The organism is Loigolactobacillus bifermentans DSM 20003 (assembly GCF_001434575.1).
GTDB classification, from domain to species: Bacteria; Bacillota; Bacilli; order Lactobacillales; family Lactobacillaceae; genus Loigolactobacillus; species Loigolactobacillus bifermentans.
In genome coordinates this window covers 190,086-209,092 of the sequence record NZ_AZDA01000093.1, presented here as the reverse complement: position 1 = coordinate 209,092, position 19,007 = coordinate 190,086, and the positions used below count along the sequence as shown (strand labels likewise).

At 43.4% G+C, this 19,007-nt stretch carries 14 protein-coding genes; 9 read left to right on the top strand and 5 right to left on the bottom strand.

Annotated features, from left to right (window positions below; translation table 11 throughout):
* Position 1 precedes the first annotated feature (1 nt).
* The 8 genes from FC07_RS11640 to pyrE all read left to right on the top strand — a co-directional run bounded on the left by FC07_RS11640 (position 2) and on the right by pyrE (position 9,620).
* On the top strand, positions 2-937 hold the full coding sequence (locus FC07_RS11640; RefSeq protein ID WP_057905272.1) for an aspartate carbamoyltransferase catalytic subunit: 936 nt from the start codon (positions 2-4) through the stop codon (positions 935-937).
* Complete coding sequence (locus FC07_RS11635) at positions 937-2,229, top strand: dihydroorotase (protein WP_057905271.1); 1,293 nt, start codon at positions 937-939, stop codon at positions 2,227-2,229. Before FC07_RS11640 ends, FC07_RS11635 begins: the two co-directional genes overlap by 1 nt.
* The gene (locus FC07_RS11630) at positions 2,226-3,311 is read left to right on the top strand and encodes a carbamoyl phosphate synthase small subunit (protein WP_057905270.1); all 1,086 of its coding nucleotides are present in this window, start codon (positions 2,226-2,228) and stop codon (positions 3,309-3,311) included. The genes FC07_RS11635 and FC07_RS11630 overlap by 4 nt, the downstream gene beginning before the upstream one ends.
* A 26-nt stretch (positions 3,312-3,337) precedes the next feature.
* Positions 3,338-6,517, top strand: a complete 3,180-nt coding sequence (gene carB, locus FC07_RS11625; protein WP_057905269.1) for a carbamoyl-phosphate synthase large subunit — start codon at positions 3,338-3,340, stop codon at positions 6,515-6,517.
* A 61-nt stretch (positions 6,518-6,578) separates the two neighbouring features.
* Entirely contained in the window at positions 6,579-7,355 is a 777-nt protein-coding gene (locus tag FC07_RS11620) for a dihydroorotate dehydrogenase electron transfer subunit (RefSeq protein ID WP_057905268.1), read from the top strand.
* Positions 7,355-8,275 carry a dihydroorotate dehydrogenase gene (locus FC07_RS11615; RefSeq protein WP_057905267.1) on the top strand — a complete coding sequence of 307 codons (921 nt, stop codon included), beginning with the start codon at positions 7,355-7,357 and terminating at the stop codon, positions 8,273-8,275. The genes FC07_RS11620 and FC07_RS11615 overlap by 1 nt, the downstream gene beginning before the upstream one ends.
* Positions 8,275-8,985 (top strand): orotidine-5'-phosphate decarboxylase, encoded by a 711-nt coding sequence (gene pyrF / locus FC07_RS11610; RefSeq protein WP_057905266.1) that lies wholly within the window; start codon positions 8,275-8,277, stop codon positions 8,983-8,985. Before FC07_RS11615 ends, pyrF begins: the two co-directional genes overlap by 1 nt.
* A complete protein-coding gene (pyrE, locus tag FC07_RS11605; protein WP_057905265.1) occupies positions 8,985-9,620 on the top strand; it encodes an orotate phosphoribosyltransferase in 636 nt (211 codons plus the stop codon). The genes pyrF and pyrE overlap by 1 nt, the downstream gene beginning before the upstream one ends.
* Positions 9,621-9,681: 61 nt before the next feature.
* Here the strand turns inward: pyrE and FC07_RS11600 are convergent, their stop codons facing one another.
* Positions 9,682-11,394, bottom strand: a complete 1,713-nt coding sequence (locus tag FC07_RS11600) for an NFACT RNA binding domain-containing protein (protein ID WP_057905264.1) — start codon at positions 11,392-11,394, stop codon at positions 9,682-9,684.
* Positions 11,395-11,587: 193 nt separating this feature from the next.
* Between FC07_RS11600 and FC07_RS11595 the strand changes: the two genes are divergently transcribed.
* On the top strand, positions 11,588-12,457 hold the full coding sequence (locus FC07_RS11595; protein WP_057905263.1) for a DegV family protein: 870 nt from the start codon (positions 11,588-11,590) through the stop codon (positions 12,455-12,457).
* A gap of 289 nt (positions 12,458-12,746) precedes the next feature.
* Here FC07_RS11595 and FC07_RS11590 read toward each other — a convergent pair whose 3' ends face one another.
* From FC07_RS11590 to FC07_RS11575, 4 genes are all read right to left on the bottom strand, one after another.
* Positions 12,747-13,859, bottom strand: a complete 1,113-nt coding sequence (locus FC07_RS11590; RefSeq protein WP_057905262.1) for a citrate/2-methylcitrate synthase — start codon at positions 13,857-13,859, stop codon at positions 12,747-12,749.
* A gap of 56 nt (positions 13,860-13,915) precedes the next feature.
* Positions 13,916-16,540, bottom strand: a complete 2,625-nt coding sequence (acnA, locus tag FC07_RS11585) for an aconitate hydratase AcnA (RefSeq protein WP_057905261.1) — start codon at positions 16,538-16,540, stop codon at positions 13,916-13,918.
* Between the two features lie 257 nt (positions 16,541-16,797).
* Positions 16,798-17,727 (bottom strand): manganese-dependent inorganic pyrophosphatase, encoded by a 930-nt coding sequence (locus tag FC07_RS11580; RefSeq protein ID WP_057905260.1) that lies wholly within the window; start codon positions 17,725-17,727, stop codon positions 16,798-16,800.
* Positions 17,728-17,990: 263 nt separating this feature from the next.
* Positions 17,991-18,974, bottom strand: coding sequence for a LysR family transcriptional regulator (locus tag FC07_RS11575; RefSeq protein ID WP_235807506.1), 984 nt, complete (start codon positions 18,972-18,974; stop codon positions 17,991-17,993).
* Between the last annotated feature and the right edge of the window lie 33 nt (positions 18,975-19,007).

The window sequence follows — 19,007 nt, the reverse complement described above, 5'->3', positions numbered from 1 at the left end:
AATGATCGTAAATCCAATGACAATCCAACAAAACTTAGTTTCAATGCAAGACTTAACACCAGCAGACGTTAACGAATTAATTGACCGGGCTGAGGAATTTAAGGCCGGTGCTGCTTTCCAAACAACTGAACCGATTTACGTTGCTAACATGTTCTTTGAAAACAGTACTCGGACGCATACGAGTTTTGAAATGGCCGAACATAAATTAGGCTTGACAGTCGTTGACTTTGATCCCAAAGCCAGCTCGATCAGTAAAGGTGAAACCTTACATGATACGGCCTTAACATTAGACGCATTAGGGGTTAACTTGCTGGTGATTCGCCACAGTGAAGACCATTACTATCAAAAATTGATCGATGGTGGGGACTTAGACTTAGCCTTGATCAATGCTGGGGACGGCAGTGGTGAACATCCATCTCAAAGCTTGTTGGATCTCATGACGATTCGCGAAAATTTCGGGCACTTTGACGGCTTAAAAATCGTCATTTGTGGCGACATTGCGCATTCACGAGTTGCCCGCTCAAATGCTGAGATCTTACACAAATTAGGCGCAACATTATACTTTGCAGGGCCAGACTTCTGGTATGATCATGACTTTGACGAATTTGGCACTTACTGCAAAATCGATGATATTTTAGACGATGTTGACGTTGTCATGATGTTACGCGTTCAACATGAACGCCATACGGCTGAAGAATCTTTCAGTAAAGCAGGGTACCACCGTCAATACGGGTTAACGTTACAACGCGCTGAACATCTAAAACCATCAACGATTATCATGCACCCAGGTCCTGTTAACCGCGACGTTGAATTAGCCAGTGAACTGGTACAATGCAAGCAGTCACGCTTCGTACAACAAATGTCAAATGGTGTTTTCATGCGCATGGCTATGCTTGAACGCGTCATTCGCGCCAACCATTTAGGAGGCATTCGTTAATGGCATACCTGTTAAAAAATGGCCAAGTTTATCTCGAACACCAACTAGTTACTTGTGATATTCGAATCCAAAATGGTAAAATTGCGGCTTTAGGAACCGATTTAACGCCGTTAGCTGATGAAACAGTTTTTGATTGTACCGCTAAATTAGTCACACCTGGTTTAGTTGATCCCCACGTTCATCTGCGGGATCCTGGCCAAACTGATAAAGAAACCATCGCTACCGGTAGTGCCGCTGCCGCGCGCGGTGGTTTTACCACGATTGGCGCAATGCCGAATGTGATTCCCGTGCCAGATGACGCTACCAAGGTGGCGGACATGGTCCAACGGAATACTGAAAATGGTTTGGTACACATTTTACAATTTTCATCGATCACGAAAAACCGTGAGGCTGGTGATCTAGTCGACTTTCAAGCGGTTAAACAAGCAGGCGCCTTTGCAGTTTCCAATGATGGTTCAGGCGTTCAAGACGCTGCAACCATGTTAAAGGCATTGGCAGGTGCTGCTGAAGCAGGTTTAACGTTGGCCGCTCATGTTGAAGAAGATAGCTTAAAGTTCGGCGGGGTGATCAATGCTGGTCCTAAAGCAGAGGAATTAGGCGTGCCGGGAATCATCAATGCCGTTGAAACCAGTCAATTGGCGCGGGACATTGCCTTGTCTGAAGCCACTGGTGCCCATTATCATATGTGCCATGTGTCAACGGCTGCCAGCGTTCGAATGATTCGGCAGGCCAAGGCTGCCGGTATTCCGGTAACGGCTGAAGTAACACCACATCATTTATTGCTCAGCGATGAGATGATTCCAGGCAATGATGCCAATTATAAAATGAACCCGCCATTACGAAGTGAAGCAGATCGTCAAGCTTTAATCGAAGGGTTATGTGACGGGACGATCGATTGTATCGCTACCGATCATGCGCCACATACCGCCTTGGAAAAGGCAAAAGGTTTGTGCGGGTCGCCTTTTGGCATTACGGGTAGTGAAACAGCTTTTGATACATTGTATACAACGTTTGTTCAGGGCGCCCAACCACGGTTTACCCTAACACAACTTTTAAATTGGATGACAGCAGCGCCAGCGCGTTGCTTTAATATTGACGCCGGCACTTTGTTGCCAGGTGCCGCAGCAGATATTGCCGTTTTCGATTTGAAAACGCCAACCACGATCAAAGCAGACGAATTTGCTTCAAAAGGGCATAACAGTCCTTTTGTTGGCCAAACAGTTTATGGCCAAACGATTGCGACTTTTGTGTCCGGAAAATTAGTTTATCGGAAGGATGACGCACAAAAATGAAACGCTATTTAATCTTAGAAGACGGTTCTGTTTTTGCCGGTGAAGGTTTTGGCGCGCCTTTAACCACCACTGGTGAAATTGTCTTTAATACCGGTATGACAGGGTATCAAGAAACCATTACAGATCAATCTTATAATGGCCAGATCATTACATTTACCTATCCATTGATTGGCAATTACGGTGTCAACCGTGACGACTATGAATCCATTGCCCCAACTTGTAAAGGTGTGGTGGTTCATGAATTAGCGCGTACGGCTAGTAATTGGCGCAATCAAATGTCACTCGATGAATTTTTGAAACAGAATCACATTCCTGGGATTACCGGAATCGACACGCGGCGTTTAACGCGGCGGTTGCGGTCCGAAGGGACAATGAAAGCTAGCATTGTTGATACAGCTGATGAACATGCCTTTGATCAGCTAAACGCGTTAGTTTTACCGCGTAACCAAGTACAGCAAGTCTCCACAACCAAGCCTTATCCAAGTCCAGATACAGGCCATAATGTTGTTGTGATCGACTTTGGTTTGAAACACAGTATTTTACGCGAATTGTCACAGCGTTCTTGTAATATTACCGTCATGCCTTACAACACCACTGCAGAACAAATTTTAAACTTACATCCTGATGGCGTCATGCTTTCTAACGGCCCTGGTGACCCAACCGATGTGCCAGGTGCAGTTGAAATGATTCAAGGTATTCAAGGAAAAATTCCGCTATTTGGGATTTGTTTAGGTCATCAGCTGTTTGCATTAGCCAATGATGCGAAGACCTATAAAATGAAATTTGGTCATCGTGGCTTTAATCATCCGGTTCGTGAAATTGCCACTGGCCGGATTGATTTCACCTCACAAAATCATGGTTTTGCCGTTGACCCACATTCAATCAACAATGAAAAATTGCTCGTTACCCATACTGAAATCAACGATGGCACCATCGAGGGCTTACGTCACCGTCAATTTCCAGCATTCTCCGTTCAATTTCATCCAGATGCGACACCTGGCCCACATGACGCCACCCATTTGTTTGATGAATTTATTGAAATGATGGATGCCTTTAAGAAACAGCCTGTTACAACTTATTAATATCTGGAATAAGGAGCCCTAAAAACATGCCTAAAAGAACTGATATTCATAAAATCATGGTGATCGGGTCAGGTCCGATCATCATCGGTCAAGCCGCCGAATTCGACTACTCAGGGACACAAGCTTGTCTGGCCTTAAAAGAAGAGGGCTATGAAACGATTTTAGTCAACTCAAACCCAGCAACGATCATGACCGATAAAGAAATTGCGGATCACGTTTATATTGAACCCATCACGCTGGAGTTTGTTTCACGGATTTTACGAAAAGAATTACCAGATGCGATTTTACCAACCTTAGGGGGCCAACAAGGGTTAAACATGGCCATGGAACTCAGCTCATCTGGTATTTTAGATGAGCTTAACATTGAATTACTAGGTACAAAATTAGCTGCCATTGACCAAGCAGAAGATCGGGAATTGTTCAAAAATTTAATGCAAAAATTAAACGAACCGATTCCAGCGTCGTTAAGTGTCAATACGGTTGAAGCTGCGGTTAAATTTGCGAATGGGATTGGTTATCCTGTCATTGTTCGCCCCGCCTTTACCATGGGTGGAACAGGTGGTGGCATGTGTCAAAATCAAGCCGAATTGGAAGAAATTGCCACGAATGCGTTAAAATTATCACCAATTACGCAGGCCTTAATTGAACAAAGTATTGCTGGCTTTAAAGAAATCGAATACGAAGTCATGCGGGACCATGCTGACAATGCGTTGGTGGTTTGTAACATGGAAAACGTCGACCCAGTCGGGATTCATACTGGGGATTCCATTGTAACGGCCCCAATTCAAACCCTGTCTGATAAAGAAAATCAAATGTTGCGGGACGCTTCCTTAAAGATTATTCGGGCGTTAAAAATCGAAGGTGGCTGTAACGTACAGTTGGCGTTAGATCCGCATAGTTTTCAATACTATATCATTGAAGTCAACCCACGGGTATCACGCTCATCTGCGTTAGCGTCGAAAGCCACTGGCTATCCCATTGCTAAAATTGCTTCAAAAATTGCGGTTGGCCTGACCTTGGACGAAATTAAAAATCCAATTACAGGTACGACTTACGCTGAATTTGAGCCGATGCTGGACTATGTTGTGACAAAGATTCCACGCTGGCCTTTTGATAAATTTGAAAAAGGTGAACGGCGCCTCGGAACGCAAATGAAGGCCACTGGTGAAGTCATGGCAATTGGTCGCAACTTTGAAGAATCGATTTTAAAGGCCGTTCGGTCATTGGAAATCGGCACGGTTCACTTGGAACTACCTGCTTTAGCGCAAGTCAGTGATGAAGTCTTAACGGAAAAGTTGATTCATCCCCAAGACGATCGGTTATTCTACGTGGCTGAAGCCATTCGTCGTGGCTATCCGATCAGCGAATTAGCAGAGTTAACCAAAATTGACATTTTCTTCTTGGATAAATTCTTACACATTGTTGAAATTGAACAACAATTAACCGCCCATAAAGGCGAATCAGAAACATTACGTTTGGCCAAGCAAAACGGGTTTACGGATGATAAAATCAGTGCCTTGTGGGGCATCCCAGCTAAACAAATTCGTGATATGCGGCGCGAAGCCAAGATTTGGCCAGTTTATAAAATGGTCGATACTTGTGCGGCTGAATTTGAATCTCAAACCCCTTATTATTATGGGACCTTTGAAGAAGAAAACGAAAGCGTGGTCACACCACGGCCTTCTGTGTTAGTCTTAGGTGCTGGTCCGATTCGGATCGGTCAAGGGGTGGAATTTGATTATGCTACGGTTCATTCCGTTAAGGCCATTCAAAAGGCTGGGTATGAAGCCATTATTATGAACAACAATCCTGAAACGGTGTCAACAGACTTCTCAATTTCTGATAAATTGTACTTTGAACCGTTAACCATTGAAGATGTGTTAAATGTAATCGAACTGGAACAACCTGAAGGGGTGATCGTCCAATTTGGGGGTCAAACAGCGATTAATTTAGCGGCGCCTTTGGAAAAAGCCGGCGTCAAGATTCTAGGCACGACGGTAGCAGATTTAGACCGTGCAGAAGATCGGGACGAATTTGAAAAAGTGATTCAAGCGCTTAAAATTCCGCAACCCAATGGTGATACAGCTACCAATCAGGCAGAAGCCATTGCAGTCGCCAACAAAGTCGGTTATCCCGTTTTGATTCGGCCAAGCTATGTATTAGGTGGCCGAGCTATGGAAATCGTTGAAGACCAGACAGAATTAGAAAGTTACATCGAAAATGCCGTTAAAGTTTCTCACGAACATCCAGTTTTAATTGACCACTACTTACGTGGTAAGGAATGTGAAGTGGATGTCATTTCAGATGGTGAACAGGTCTTATTACCTGGTATCATGGAACATATTGAACGTTCTGGGGTCCACTCAGGCGATTCAATGGCAGTTTACCCACCACAAACCTTCTCACAACACGTGATTGATCAAATTGTAACGGATGCGCAGGCCTTGGCGACCAGCTTAAACTGCATCGGCATGATGAACATTCAATTTATTGTACAAAATGAACAAGTTTATGTGATTGAAGTTAACCCACGGGCCAGCCGCACCGTACCATTCCTGAGCAAAGTGACGGGGATCTCAATGGCGCAAGTGGCCACCCAAGTCATTTTAGGCGCTAAATTAAGTGAGCTTGGCTATCAACCTGGCTTATACCCAGTTGGCAAGTTAGTGCATGTGAAAGCCCCTGTTTTCTCATTTTCTAAATTAAACAATGTGGATAGCTTGTTAGGCCCTGAAATGAAGTCTACTGGTGAAGTCATGGGCAGTGACACAACGATGGAGAAAGCTTTATACAAAGCCTTTGAAGCCAGCAAGTTACATTTACCAGACTTTGGGACTGTTTTATTCACCATTGCGGATCATGATAAAGAAGAAGCGTTAGGCTTGGCCAAGCGCTTCCGTGAAATTGGGTATCGTGTGATCGCCACAAAGGGTACGGCCACTTACTTTAACGAACAACAGTTAAATGCGCAGGCAGTTGCCAAAATTAAAGAAGATGCAGAACACGATATTTTAGACTTGATCAATGATGGGAAAGTTCAAGTTGTGATCAATACCATGGATACCGACCGTGATGTGGCTTCTGACGGTTTCCAAATTCGGCAGGCCGCTATTGCCCACGGGGTGCCACTGTTCACCTCATTAGATACAGCCAATGCAATTTTACGCGTTTTAGAATCACGCGCTTTTACAACTCAACCATTATAAAGTCAAAAAAAAAGAGAATGGTTCGCCACTCTCTTTTTTTAAAGAAATGAGGTTCGATGACATGCCGCAACAGCAACTATTACCAATCGTGGCGCAACATCAAGTAGCACCTGAAATTTATGAAATGATTTTAACAGCACCTGACTTAGTCCAAACAGCACAACCAGGTCAATTTATAGATGTTTTAGTGCCAGACCATCCGGAACATTTTTTACGGCGGCCGTTTGCCATTGCAACTTGTGACGCCAAACAGGGTCAGATCAGTTTTACTTATCGGGTAAAAGGCCCCGGAACGGAAGCGATGGTGGCCTGCCAAGTAGGGACTTCGTTAGATGTATTAGGGCCCTTAGGTCATGGGTTTCCTATTGCAGATGTGACACCAGGGACCCCTGTTTTATTAGTCGGTGGTGGGACAGGGATTCCACCCTTGTTAGGGCTTGCTCAACGGTTGCAACAACAAGGCGCTCAGGTTACCACTGTTTTAGGTTATCGCTCTCAAGCGGAAAGCTTTTATCAAGATCGTTTTGCGAAAACAGGCGAGGTTTGTATTGCCAGTGATGATGGCACCCTAGGTTTCCACGGGCATGTCGGACTGCTAATGGCGGCACAGTTAACCGAGCGTCATTTTGAGCGGGCCTTTGCTTGTGGCCCGAAAGGTTTACTGATGGCGGTTAAAAATCGCTATCAGGCCCAAATGCCCACGTATTTATCTTTGGAAAGTCGGATGGCTTGTGGCATCGGTGCCTGTTACGCTTGTGTCACCCCGACAACCGACCATGAACTGAAGAAAATCTGTTCTGACGGTCCTGTTTTCCCAGCTCAGGAGGTGGTTTTATAATGCCAGATGTAACGGTCCATTTACCAGGTCTTGATTTAAAGAATCCTATTATGCCAGCTAGCGGGTGTTTTGGCTTTGGCCAAGAATACAGTCAATTTTATGATCTAAATCAATTAGGGGCTTTGATCACCAAGGCCACCACTTTAAAACCACGGCAAGGGAATCCCACACCGCGTGTTGCTGAAACCGAAAGTGGTATGCTCAATGCCATTGGGTTACAGAATCCGGGGGTAGACCACGTTTTGGCAAAGGAGTTGCCTTGGTTAGCTGAACACTATCCGGAGTTACCAATCATTGTGAACGTTGCCGGAACGCACGTTGACGACTACGCTGCCGTTTGTGCGGCCTTAAAAGCAGCACCTAATGTCAAAGCCATTGAACTGAATATTTCGTGTCCCAATGTGGCGCACGGTGGTATGGAATTCGGAACAGATCCGGACAGTGCTGCCCAACTGACACAAGCTTGTAGCGCTGTGACTGATTTACCAATTTATGTCAAGCTTTCACCAAATGTGACCGACATTCGCCCAATTGCTGAGGCAGTCAGTCGTGCCGGGGCTGCTGGCTTGAGTTTGATCAACACGTTGGTCGGTGAGCGGTTTGACTTAATGACCCGCCAACCAATTTTAGCCAACGTCACAGGTGGGTTATCTGGGCCGGCTGTCAAACCGGTTGCCTTACGCCTGATCCAACAAGTACGCAGTGTCACGGATCTGCCGATTATCGGCATGGGTGGGGTGTCAACTGCTGATGACGCCTTAGAAATGCTAGTGGCAGGGGCAGATGCGATTGCTGTGGGCAGTGCCAATTTCCGTGAACCCTTGGCTTGTCCTAACATTATCGCTGACTTACCAAAGCGGATGACACATTTCCATTTTGAAAACTTAACAAAAGAGATCCATTGGGAGGGAACGAAGTAATGGCAGAACGGCCAATTATTGCCTTAGATTTTCCAGATCGCGTTCAAGTGGCGCGGTTTTTAGCAAAATTTCCAGAAGATGAAGCCTTGTACGTTAAAATCGGTATGGAGTTATTTTATAGTGAAGGGCCAGATATGGTGCGGTGGTTAGTTGCCCAAGGCCATGATGTCTTTCTTGATTTAAAATTATATGATATTCCGCACACGGTTGAATGTACCATGCGGGCACTTGGCAAACTCGGTGTGCGTTTAACCGATGTCCATGCTGCTGGTGGCCAAGAAATGATGGAAGCTGCGAAATACGGGTTATTAGATGGGGCACAAAGCAGTGCTGCGCGCTTAATTGCGATTACGCAGTTAACTTCAACTAGTGAACAACAAATGCAGGCTGAACAACTGGTGAATGCTAAGTTAGCTGAAAGTGTCGTGCATTATGCGCAATTAGCCAACAAGGCCGGTTTAGATGGTGTGGTTTGTTCCGCCTTAGAAGCACCAGCTATTCAGCAGGCGACGCGGTCTGACTTTTTATGTGTCACACCAGGGATTCGTTTAGCAGAAAACAAAAAAGATGATCAAAAGCGGGTGGTCACGCCAGCACGGGCGGCCGAATTAGGCAGTAGCCAATTGGTCGTTGGACGTCCAATTACCCAAGCCGCCGATCCAGTCAAAGCGTATCAAACAATCAAAGCATTGTGGGAGGCAGAAAAATAATGAGTGATATTGCAGCAACAGTCGCAAAAGATTTATTAGCCATTAAAGCCGTTACATTACGACCCCAAGCACCTTTTACCTGGGCCAGTGGGTTAAAAAGCCCAATTTACACGGATAATCGTTTAACCATCGGCTATCCGTTGGTACGTCAAACGATTGCCAAAGGGTTAGCCGAATTGATTCAACGTGAATTTCCACAAGTTGGCGTCATTGCAGGAACGGCTACAGCCGGTATTCCACATGCGGCTTGGGTAGCGGCCGACTTAAACTTACCCATGATCTATGTGCGTTCAAAGCCTAAAGATCACGGTCAAGGTCGTCAAATTGAAGGTAAATTGTTACCCGGTAGTAAAACCGTAGTGATTGACGACTTGATCTCGACTGGTGGCAGTGTGTTAAAAGCGGTTGAAGCAGCTAAAAAGGAAGGCGCCGATGTGGTGGGCGTAGTAGGTATTTTCAGCTATGAATTACCAGCTGCAGATACCAACTTTGACGATGCGCATGTGCCTTTCAAAACATTGACCAATTACACCACGTTAGTCAATGTTGCAGCAACAGAAGGGCTGATTACCACTGACGAACAGGCCATTTTACATGAATGGCGTAAAGATCCAGAACACTGGTTATCAAAATAAGCGTGCCATCAAAAAAACTTTCTCAAACGAGTTTAATCGTTTTGGGAAAGTTTTTTTGATCCTATTTTTGAGCATTCGCCCGTAGCTGAGCGACGATTTTCTCGTCAGGTGTGACATAGCAGGTATGTTGGCCTTCATAAATCACAAAGCCAGGCTTGGTGCCGTTTGGCTTACGAATTTTCTTGACTTGCACGTAATCAACAGGTACCGAAGCAGATAAACGTGATTTTGAAAAATAGGCGGCTAAGTTCGCAGCTACTAAAATGGTGTCTTCATCCGGGTCACTGTCGTGAATAATGACATGCGAGCCAGGAATATTCTTAGCATGAAGCCAGGTATCCGTTTTCTGTGCGGTTTTCAAGGTAAGGCGTTCATTTTGCAAGTTGTTTTTTCCAACTTCGATCAAAACCCCTGTGTCCGTTTTAAACTGTTCCGGTTGACTTGGTTTAACCCGCTTATTTTTAGCATGTTTCTTATGGTGTGCTTTTAAATAGCCTTGTTGTTGCAACTCAACTTCAATATCGACTAAATCTTTTGGATCAGCGATTTCAATTTGGGCAAGAATGCCACTAAAATAATCAATTTCAGCCTGAGTGAGTTGCATTTGTTCGGTGACAAAGGCCACTGAATTTTTCAGTTTTTGGTACTTGGTAAAGTACTTTTGCGCGTTACGTGAAGGCGTTAATTGATTTGAAAGGGCGATTTTAACCGGCTTTTCATTATCGTAGTAGTTTGGTAAGGTAATGGTCGTCATTCCGCGCTGAACCTGATATAAATAGGTCGTTAGTAGTTCACCTTTGACACGATAGTCGTCGGCTTTATCGCTACTAGCCAAGGTTTGTTGCAACTTTTTCATCTTTTTGCGATCCTTTTTTAATTCTAAGGTCACAAAATGAATTAACCGACTGCCTTGTTGGCGCACCCGATCATTTTGACTTTTATCACGGTAGAAATGGTCCAACATCTCACTTAATGTGGCATAGTGCGTTTGCGGTCCTTTTTGAGAGCCGTAGGGGAGAGGAGAGAAGGTAAGCTGTTTCGTCCCTGTTGTAATTGTTGGTTCAGGGTGCTCAGATAGGGCCGTTAAAAAGGTCGTCCAAGTTTGCACTTGATCCGGGCTATTTTTTAAGCGCGTCGCTAGTTCCAAGGCACTATCAAAACCGAGCCCTTGATAGTGGGTTTGCAACTGTTTTGCAGGAACAAATAAATCGCTGGTTTGATCTAATTGGGTGTAATACTGATCCTGGGCCTGAAATGGATCTGCGCGGTCCTGTTGCGGCGGCGCAATATAAGTCACACCTGGCAGTAACAACCGGTAACGATTTTGATCACTGGCAATATGTTTGATCGTGTCCAAAATACGTTGATCACTTTCACGAATTAAAATAATATTACTTCGACGACCCATAAGTTCAACAATCAACGTCAAACCTTGTAAGTCACCTAATTCATTACGTGATTGAAAGGCCAGTTGAACCACACGATCATTAGCGACTTGTTTCAAGGACGTTAAAATTGCCCCATCTAAATATTTCCGTAAACTCATGGTGAATTTGGTTGGCGTCGCTGGATTGACAAACGGAATCTCCGTGACTTGTACCCGCGCATAGTTTGGGTGAGCGGATAAGAGTAAGGGGTAGTTATGCCGTTGTGCCCGAACCGTGAGAATCAGTTCATTCGGATACGGCTGACTAATGCGCGCCACACGTCCGCCAGTTAATAATGGTGCTAATTCGTGCACCATTGCATGTGTAAAAAGACCATCAAATGACAAGCTGATGTCCTCACTTTCTAAAAGAGTTATTGCATTAAGTATAACGTTTTTTTGAAAACAGTGATAGCGGTTAGTTTCAAAAGAATTACTCAACGATGGTATGGGTGTGCTATAATTTAAGCTAGTGTCTTTAAATAGCATTCTAAGCGACCTAACCCATTAATTAAAAGATAAAAAAGTAGGTGTCCCCACTATGAAAATTGCTGTTGTTACTGATAGTACGGCATATTTACCGCAACAGTTAATCGACCAGTATCACATTACCGTTGTTCCGATCCCAGTGGTTTTGGATGGTCAAACTTATAATGAAGGCGTTGATATTTCCAGTGCTGACTTTTATGCAAAATTAAATCAAAGTGAGCATTTTCCAAGTACCGCGCAACCCGCAATTGGCCAAATGGTTGAATTATATGAAAATCTTGGTGACCAAGGCTTTGATATTGTGCTCAGCATTCATTTAGCCAGTACGATCTCAGGCTTCTTTGAAAACTTAAAAAACATTGTGCCTTTGGTTAAAAATACCCGTGTGATTCCTTATGATTCGCAGATCACTGTTATTTTAATGGGTCAAATGGTATTGTTGGCCGCACAAATGGCCCAAGCTGGTAAAACTATTGATGAGATCTTAGCACGTTTAGACGCATTGCGTGCCACCACTGATGAATACTTTATTGTCAACGATTTGCAAAACTTAGTTAAAGGTGGCCGTTTATCCAATGCGTCAGCGTTTTTAGGCGGTATGTTACGGATCAAGCCAATTTTAACGTTTGATGATGATTCCAATAAAATCGTGGCATTTGAAAAAATTCGTTCATTAAAGAAAGCTTATTTACGCGTTGAAGATTTATTTGCTGAAGCGTTGCGGAAAACAGATTATCCCATTCATGCATTTGTGATTGCGGCAAATGATGAACCTGCAGCAATCGAATGGGAAGCCCATTTAAAAGAACGTTTCCCAGCGGTTAAGTTTGACGTGAGTTACTTTGGACCGGTGATCGGTACGCATTTAGGCGAAAAAGCCATTGCCATCGGTTGGTTAAAAGATGAACAGTTTAAAGCATAATTTTAAAGTCTTTGTAAATGGTTTAAGGACTGTTTAGAAAGGCTTTTTAGCTGTCCTCAAAAACCGGGTTGTTAACAGGGGAGTGGTTGTTGAAGAGAGGGTCAATTAATGATTTTTTAGTTATATTTGTTGAGTGATATTCTAGTTAACATAATATATATTATTAAAAGTACAGTTGAATTGCATGCATTAGGGCGAACTTCGTACTTTTAACCGCTTTTACCCATTTAAAAAGCACTTATCGACGTTAACATTAAGCAACGTCGACAAGTGCTTTTTAAATTTATTTTTATTGTGCTTTGTTTTGACTGTTGACCACGTCACCAGCAATATCAGCATGATACGGACCAACATATTTGGAGTTTGGTCGAATCAACGTGTGTTGGCTGTATTGTTCCGCAATATGTGCTAGCCAACCAGCACTGCGACTTGCTGCAAATAACAACGTAAAATCACGTCCGGCAAAGCCCATGCAATGATAAATCGTTGCACTATAGAAGTCGACGTTTGGAATAATATGTTTTTCGGCCCACATATATTTTTCAACCGTTTCAGCGGTATCAAACCAAACTTCTTGGTGCGTTTTAATGGCTAATGACTTGGCATACTTTTTAAGAATTTTTTCACGCGGATCACCATCTTTGTAAACCCGATGCCCAAAACCCATCACTTTACGACCTTCAGATAATTCGTTGGCAACAAACTTTTCTGGGTCTAACTGATTTTCAACGATGGTTTGCAGCATCTGATAAACCCGTTCGTTGGCACCACCGTGTAATGGACCTTTTAAAGCGCCAATGGCACCTGTTAAACTTGAAAAATAATCCGAATTCGTCGATGCAATGACACGTGCTGTAAAGGTTGATGCATTGAACTCGTGATCGACATGTAAAATTAACGTTTGGGTAAAGACTTCTTCCGTTTCAGCATCTGGTACCTTGCCCGTGCTTAAATAATACAAATTAGCCGGATAACTCAGTTCGGGCTTTGCTTGCAACGGTTCTAAGCCGTTTTGTAACCGAATGATCGTTCCGATCACCAATGGGACTTTGGCCATAATGGCAATTGGATGCTGCGCCTGATCGTTCATTAATGTGCCTAATAAAGACATGCCTGAGCGTAATAAGCTCATGGGGTGTTGTTCACCTGGGCGAATCATTTCAGTTAAAATACGCACATAGTGTTCCGGCAGAAACATTTGTTCACTTAAAATTTGACAAAAACGGTTCAAGTCACTTTCTGATGGTAATCTTAAATGCCATAGTAAGTAAACGATGGCTTCAAATGACAGATCCATTGCGTTTAATTGTTCAATTGTATAACCTGCAAATGTTAATCTGCCGCCTGTTGTTGCACTGATTTTTGTTTCTCCGGCAACAATTCCTGCTAAACCTTTAGTCATAATTTTTAACCTCCTAAATTCGTTCAGGTCAACTAAGACCTGATTTAACTGAGGCTTTAAGCCCCTGCCAATTTATCCTTCAATACTAATGGTAAGATACCACCTGCTTGGTAATAACGCTGGTCAGCAGGTGTATCAAAGCGTAGCGTTGCGTTAAACGTTGTTGCGCTTTGATCTGGTTTGGTGGCCGTTACAGTCACCTTGTTTTGTGCTCCAAAGGTTAACGTTAATTTTTCTTGCCCGGTTAAGCCTAATGAAGCGGCATTTTCACCTGGTAAAAATTGCAGCGGTAAAATCCCCATCATGACTAAGTTTGAACGATGGATCCGTTCAAAACTTTCTGCTAAAACAGCCTTAACGCCTAATAACGCTACCCCTTTGGCCGCCCAATCACGTGAGGAACCCATCCCATAATCCTTGCCTGCCAAAATAATCAAAGGTGTATTGGTCTTTTCATAATCTTGCGCAGCATCATAAATCGTTGTGGTTGTATCAGTTGGCCAATACTTCGTAAAGCCGCCGACTTTATCTGGCGTTAACTGATTTTGAATGCGAATGTTGGCTAATGTCCCCCGAACCATTACATGATGATTTCCCCGCCGAGAGCCGTAGGAGTTGAAATCACGTGGTGCGATCCCTTTCGCCGCTAAATATTGACCGGCTGGGGTGTCTGGTCCAATAAAACCAGCTGGCGAAATGTGATCTGTGGTAATGGTATCGCCAAATTTAGCTAAGATCGTCAGATCATGTTGTGTCGTTAATTCACGCTGGGTTAAATCCTTAAAGAACGTTGGTGCAGCAATGTAAGTCGAATTGGGATCCCAAGTATATTGCTGACCAGTTGGGACACTTAAGGCGTTCCAAAGTTGGTTTTGCGCAAGTACGTTGGTGTAGGACTTAGCAAATCGTTCTGGTTTCAAGGCTTTTTGTTGCAACGCCGCCACTTCAGTCGCTGAAGGCCACAAATCCTTTAAATAAACTGGTTGTTGCTGTTGGTCATAGCCAAGTGGTTGGGTGGCTAAATCGATGTCTAAGCGCCCTGCCAAGGCATATGCCACGACTAATGGTGGCGATGCCAGATAAGTATCCTTGATCAGTGGATTGACCCGACCTTCAAAGTTACGATTCCCGCTTTCGACAGCAGCCATTGGAAAATCGCTGGCCGCAACCGCTTTTTGAACGTCAGCCTGCAGTTCACCTGAGTTCCCAATACAAGTGGTACAGCCATAACCCACAAGGTTAAAGCCTAATTGGTCTAAAGCTGGTTGTAAATCGGTTGCCGTTAAATAATCGGTAACAACCTTTGAACCAGGTGCTAAAGATGTTTTCACATAAGCTGGGACAGTTAAGCCCTTTTCAACCGCACGCTTTGCAATCAAACCGGCTGTGAGTAAAATCGCTGGATTAGATGTGTTGGTACAGCTGGTAATGGCTGCGATTCCCACTGCCCCTGGCTTTAATTGAAAGTCTTGCGTCCCTACTTTCACGTCTAACGTAGGCTGACCTTGATAATGTGTAAACTGTGCTGGTAAATCAGCTAAATGAACGAGATCCTGTGGCCGTGTTGGGCCGGCAACGCTTGGCTGAATCGTGTTTAAATCCAACGTAACCGTTTCTGAATAAAGCCGTTGATCATCGCTTGCACCGTCATATAATAGGCCATTTGCAGCCGCATAAGCCTGAATCAAGTCCATTTGTTCCTGTGAACGGTTGGTTAACTTCAGATAAGCTAACGTTTGCGCATCAATTGGGAAGAACCCACAAGTGGCACCGTATTCAGGAGACATATTGGCAATGGTTGCTCGATCTGCAATTGGTAAATTGGCTAAACCAGCGCCGTAAAATTCGACAAATTTACCAACCACTTGGTGTTGCCGTAATAAATTGGTAACGGTTAACGCTAAATCAGTTGCCGTCGTCCCTGCTGGTAATGCCCCGGTTAACTTCACCCCAACGACTTTTGGCATTGGGAAATAAGACTGTTCACCTAGCATACTGGCTTCGGCTTCAATCCCACCAACGCCCCAACCTAGCACACCTAGTGCATTGACCATGGTTGTATGGGAATCTGTCCCAACCACCGTGTCTGGAAAAGCTAAGGTTTTTCCAGCTTGTTCCTTGGTCGCGATCACCGTCGCTAACAATTCCAAATTAATTTGGTGAATGATGCCTGTATCTGGTGGAATAACCGTTAAATTATCAAACGCCCCCTGCGCCCATTTTAAGAATTGATAACGCTCTTGATTGCGTTCAAATTCTTTCTTTTGATTAAACGCCAAAGCGCTATTCGTCCCAAAACGATCGACCTGTACGGAATGATCGATTACCAGATGAACGGGGACTTCAGGATTGACAACAGCCGGATCTCCCTTTAAGTCTGCGACCTTATCCCGCATTGCGGCTAAGTCAACTAAGGCTGGTACCCCAGTAAAATCTTGTAAGATGACGCGTTCTGGCTTAAAAGCAACGTCTTGATCATGATGGTCATTCCAATTTAAAAATGGTTTTAAATCTAATGGTTCATTAGGTTTTAACGTATTATGGCGTAGTGCCATTTCTAATAAAACACGAATTGTATAGGGATATTGTTGAATGTCCTGTTGATGTTCAGCCAACCAATCCGTTATTGCCCAGTATTGATATTTTTTCTGATCAACCACAAGTTCTTTTGTTTCAGTCATGCGATTCAACTCCGTTTATTAGTTTTCTTTAATTCTATTTTTAATTTTATTCTCATTATTGTCAACTAAAAATCCTTTAATGTTAGTTAGCGTTTTCCCTAATATATCGGCTTACAACGCTGATATATCAACAATTATTCAGTCTGTTACATCATTAAAAAATAATTAAAACATGACATAAAATGTCAGCTTTAGACAATAAAAAAGAGTGAAATCAAATGATTTCACTCTTTTTTTATAACTATTCGCGCCAAACATTAAGCATTAAATGCATCTGTTAATGGTGGCACAACTTGTTTTTTACGTGAAACAACACCTGGTAAGGCAATCCGGTTGTTCGCTAATTTGCCAGCAAAGGCCGTTTCAACCGGTGTCGTTGGGTCACCGATAATCAAACCTTCAGAGTCGCTGTCTAAGATATTTGTCACCATTAAAACAAATAAGTCATAACCTTCGGCCTTATTTTCAGCTTTAATCGCTGTTTCAAATTCATCTTGACGCTTAAACACGTCGTTAACATCAACGGTATTCACTTGCGCAACGCGTACTGATTTGCCGCCCATGGTAAATGATTTGGCGTCTGCATCGATCAAAGCGGCTGCCGTTTTACTGTCAACGTTGGTACCAGCACGTAACATTTCCTTACCGTATGCTGCGTAATCTTCGCCAGCAATTGTGGCTAATTCTTTAACGGCCGCTTCATCGTCAGCCGTTGTTGTTGGTGACTTCAACAACAACGTATCTGAAATAATGGCTGATAACATTAAGCCAGCAATTTGCTTTGGAATTTCTAATTCGTATTCATGATAAAGTTTGGTTATGATCGTGCTTGTGCAGCCAACTGGTTCAGCACGATAGAACAAAGGATTAGACGTTTGGAAGTTTGCGATTCGGTGATGGTCGACCACATGTGTCACTTTCACATCTGCAATGTCGCTGACACTTTGTTGTGCTTCGTTATGATCAACTAAGGCAACCGCTTCAACTTCATTCGCAGCGGTTTTGATCACGCGTGGGACACTGGCACCAAAATGATCAAACACAAACTTGGTTTCATCATTTGGTTCACCTAAGGCAACGGGCTCAAATTCCTTCCCTAATTGTTTTTCAAAATCTGCAAACGCAATGGCTGCAACAATCGCATCAGTATCTGGACTTTGATGTCCAAAAACTAATTCTTTACTCATGAATCATCCACTCCTCAAAAGATATAATGTTGATTTGCTACCGCAAATCGAGGATTACCGTCGTTGTCCATTCCGTCGGGCGAAACCCGCCACGTCGGAAACATGGCGCTCCTCAAAAGATATAATGTTGATTTGCTACCGCAAATCGAGGATTACCGTCGTTGTCCATTCTGCCGGACGAAACCCGTCACGTCGGAAACATGGCGCTCCTCAAAAGATATAATGCTGATTTGCTCAAACAAATCAAAGGACCTGTAGCACTATTATACTTCATTTTGTGGGGTATTTGATTTTAATCTTGAAATATAATCAAGATTTTCCATGTATTTGCCGAACTCCTCGAAGAATTTTGCGATTCGCGGAATTTCTTCTTTGTCCCGACGATAAACAAAGGCCAATTCAAAGCGCAATGCCGGTTCAAATGGTAATGGATTGAACGTTTTATCTAATTCATGGGCCTGAACAAATGAATTTGGCAAGGCGGTATAAAGCTTAGTGGCTTGGGCAAAGTCTAAAATCTGTTTAGGCGTGGTAAATTCAGCAGCAATATGGGGTGGGTCGACCAGTTGATTCCGGTAAGCTTCTTTTAAGAAGACATTTAAATAGTACTTTTCAGGGTACATGACCCAAGGCTGGCTAATGGTGTCCGCATAACGAATACGCTTCCGATTCGCCCGCTTAGGATCTGGATCAAGGAATAATAAATCTTCATCAAAAATTTTCTTGGAGCGATAGGGTTTCCAATTTTTAATGCTATCATCGGGTAAATACATGACCGCTAAATCGATTTGATTATTTTCTAAGCGCTCCCAAATTTCTTTACGCGTTAGCATATGAAAACTAATTTCAATCTCTGGGTTCGTCTGATAATATTCAATGGCAAACCGTTCTAATACCCGATCTTCAATCGACGCTAATAGGCCAATGCTGATTTTGCCTTGGGTAGCACTTGAGTTTTGTTGAATTTCATCGGTGGCCTGGTTTAATAATTCATAAATATCCTTGGTTGTCCGTAACATAATTTGACCGGCTTCAGTTAAATGCAATTTTTTTCCGACCGAATAAAATAATGGTGCTTCAACGGTATGTTCCAATTTTTTAATTTGCTGGGTTAAAGCCGGCTGGGTGATTCCCAACAACTGTGCTGTTTGTGTGTAGTTCATCGTTTCAGCTAATTGCAAGAAATAGGTCAACGTTTTAGAAGAAAAAATGTTTTCCTGATTTGTTTTTTCAGTTTTAGAACTCAAGTCAAGTGCCCCCTTATATGACATCACTTTTAT

Coding starts and splice junctions, on each gene's coding strand:
- FC07_RS11640 (WP_057905272.1), top strand. CDS start 2: ATGATCGTAAATCCAATGACAATCCAACAAAACTTAGTTTCAATGCAA.
- FC07_RS11635 (WP_057905271.1), top strand. CDS start 937: ATGGCATACCTGTTAAAAAATGGCCAAGTTTATCTCGAACACCAACTA.
- FC07_RS11630 (WP_057905270.1), top strand. CDS start 2,226: ATGAAACGCTATTTAATCTTAGAAGACGGTTCTGTTTTTGCCGGTGAA.
- carB (WP_057905269.1), top strand. CDS start 3,338: ATGCCTAAAAGAACTGATATTCATAAAATCATGGTGATCGGGTCAGGT.
- FC07_RS11620 (WP_057905268.1), top strand. CDS start 6,579: ATGCCGCAACAGCAACTATTACCAATCGTGGCGCAACATCAAGTAGCA.
- FC07_RS11615 (WP_057905267.1), top strand. CDS start 7,355: ATGCCAGATGTAACGGTCCATTTACCAGGTCTTGATTTAAAGAATCCT.
- pyrF (WP_057905266.1), top strand. CDS start 8,275: ATGGCAGAACGGCCAATTATTGCCTTAGATTTTCCAGATCGCGTTCAA.
- pyrE (WP_057905265.1), top strand. CDS start 8,985: ATGAGTGATATTGCAGCAACAGTCGCAAAAGATTTATTAGCCATTAAA.
- FC07_RS11595 (WP_057905263.1), top strand. CDS start 11,588: ATGAAAATTGCTGTTGTTACTGATAGTACGGCATATTTACCGCAACAG.
- FC07_RS11590 (WP_057905262.1), bottom strand. CDS start 13,859: ATGACTAAAGGTTTAGCAGGAATTGTTGCCGGAGAAACAAAAATCAGT.
- acnA (WP_057905261.1), bottom strand. CDS start 16,540: ATGACTGAAACAAAAGAACTTGTGGTTGATCAGAAAAAATATCAATAC.
- FC07_RS11580 (WP_057905260.1), bottom strand. CDS start 17,727: ATGAGTAAAGAATTAGTTTTTGGACATCAAAGTCCAGATACTGATGCG.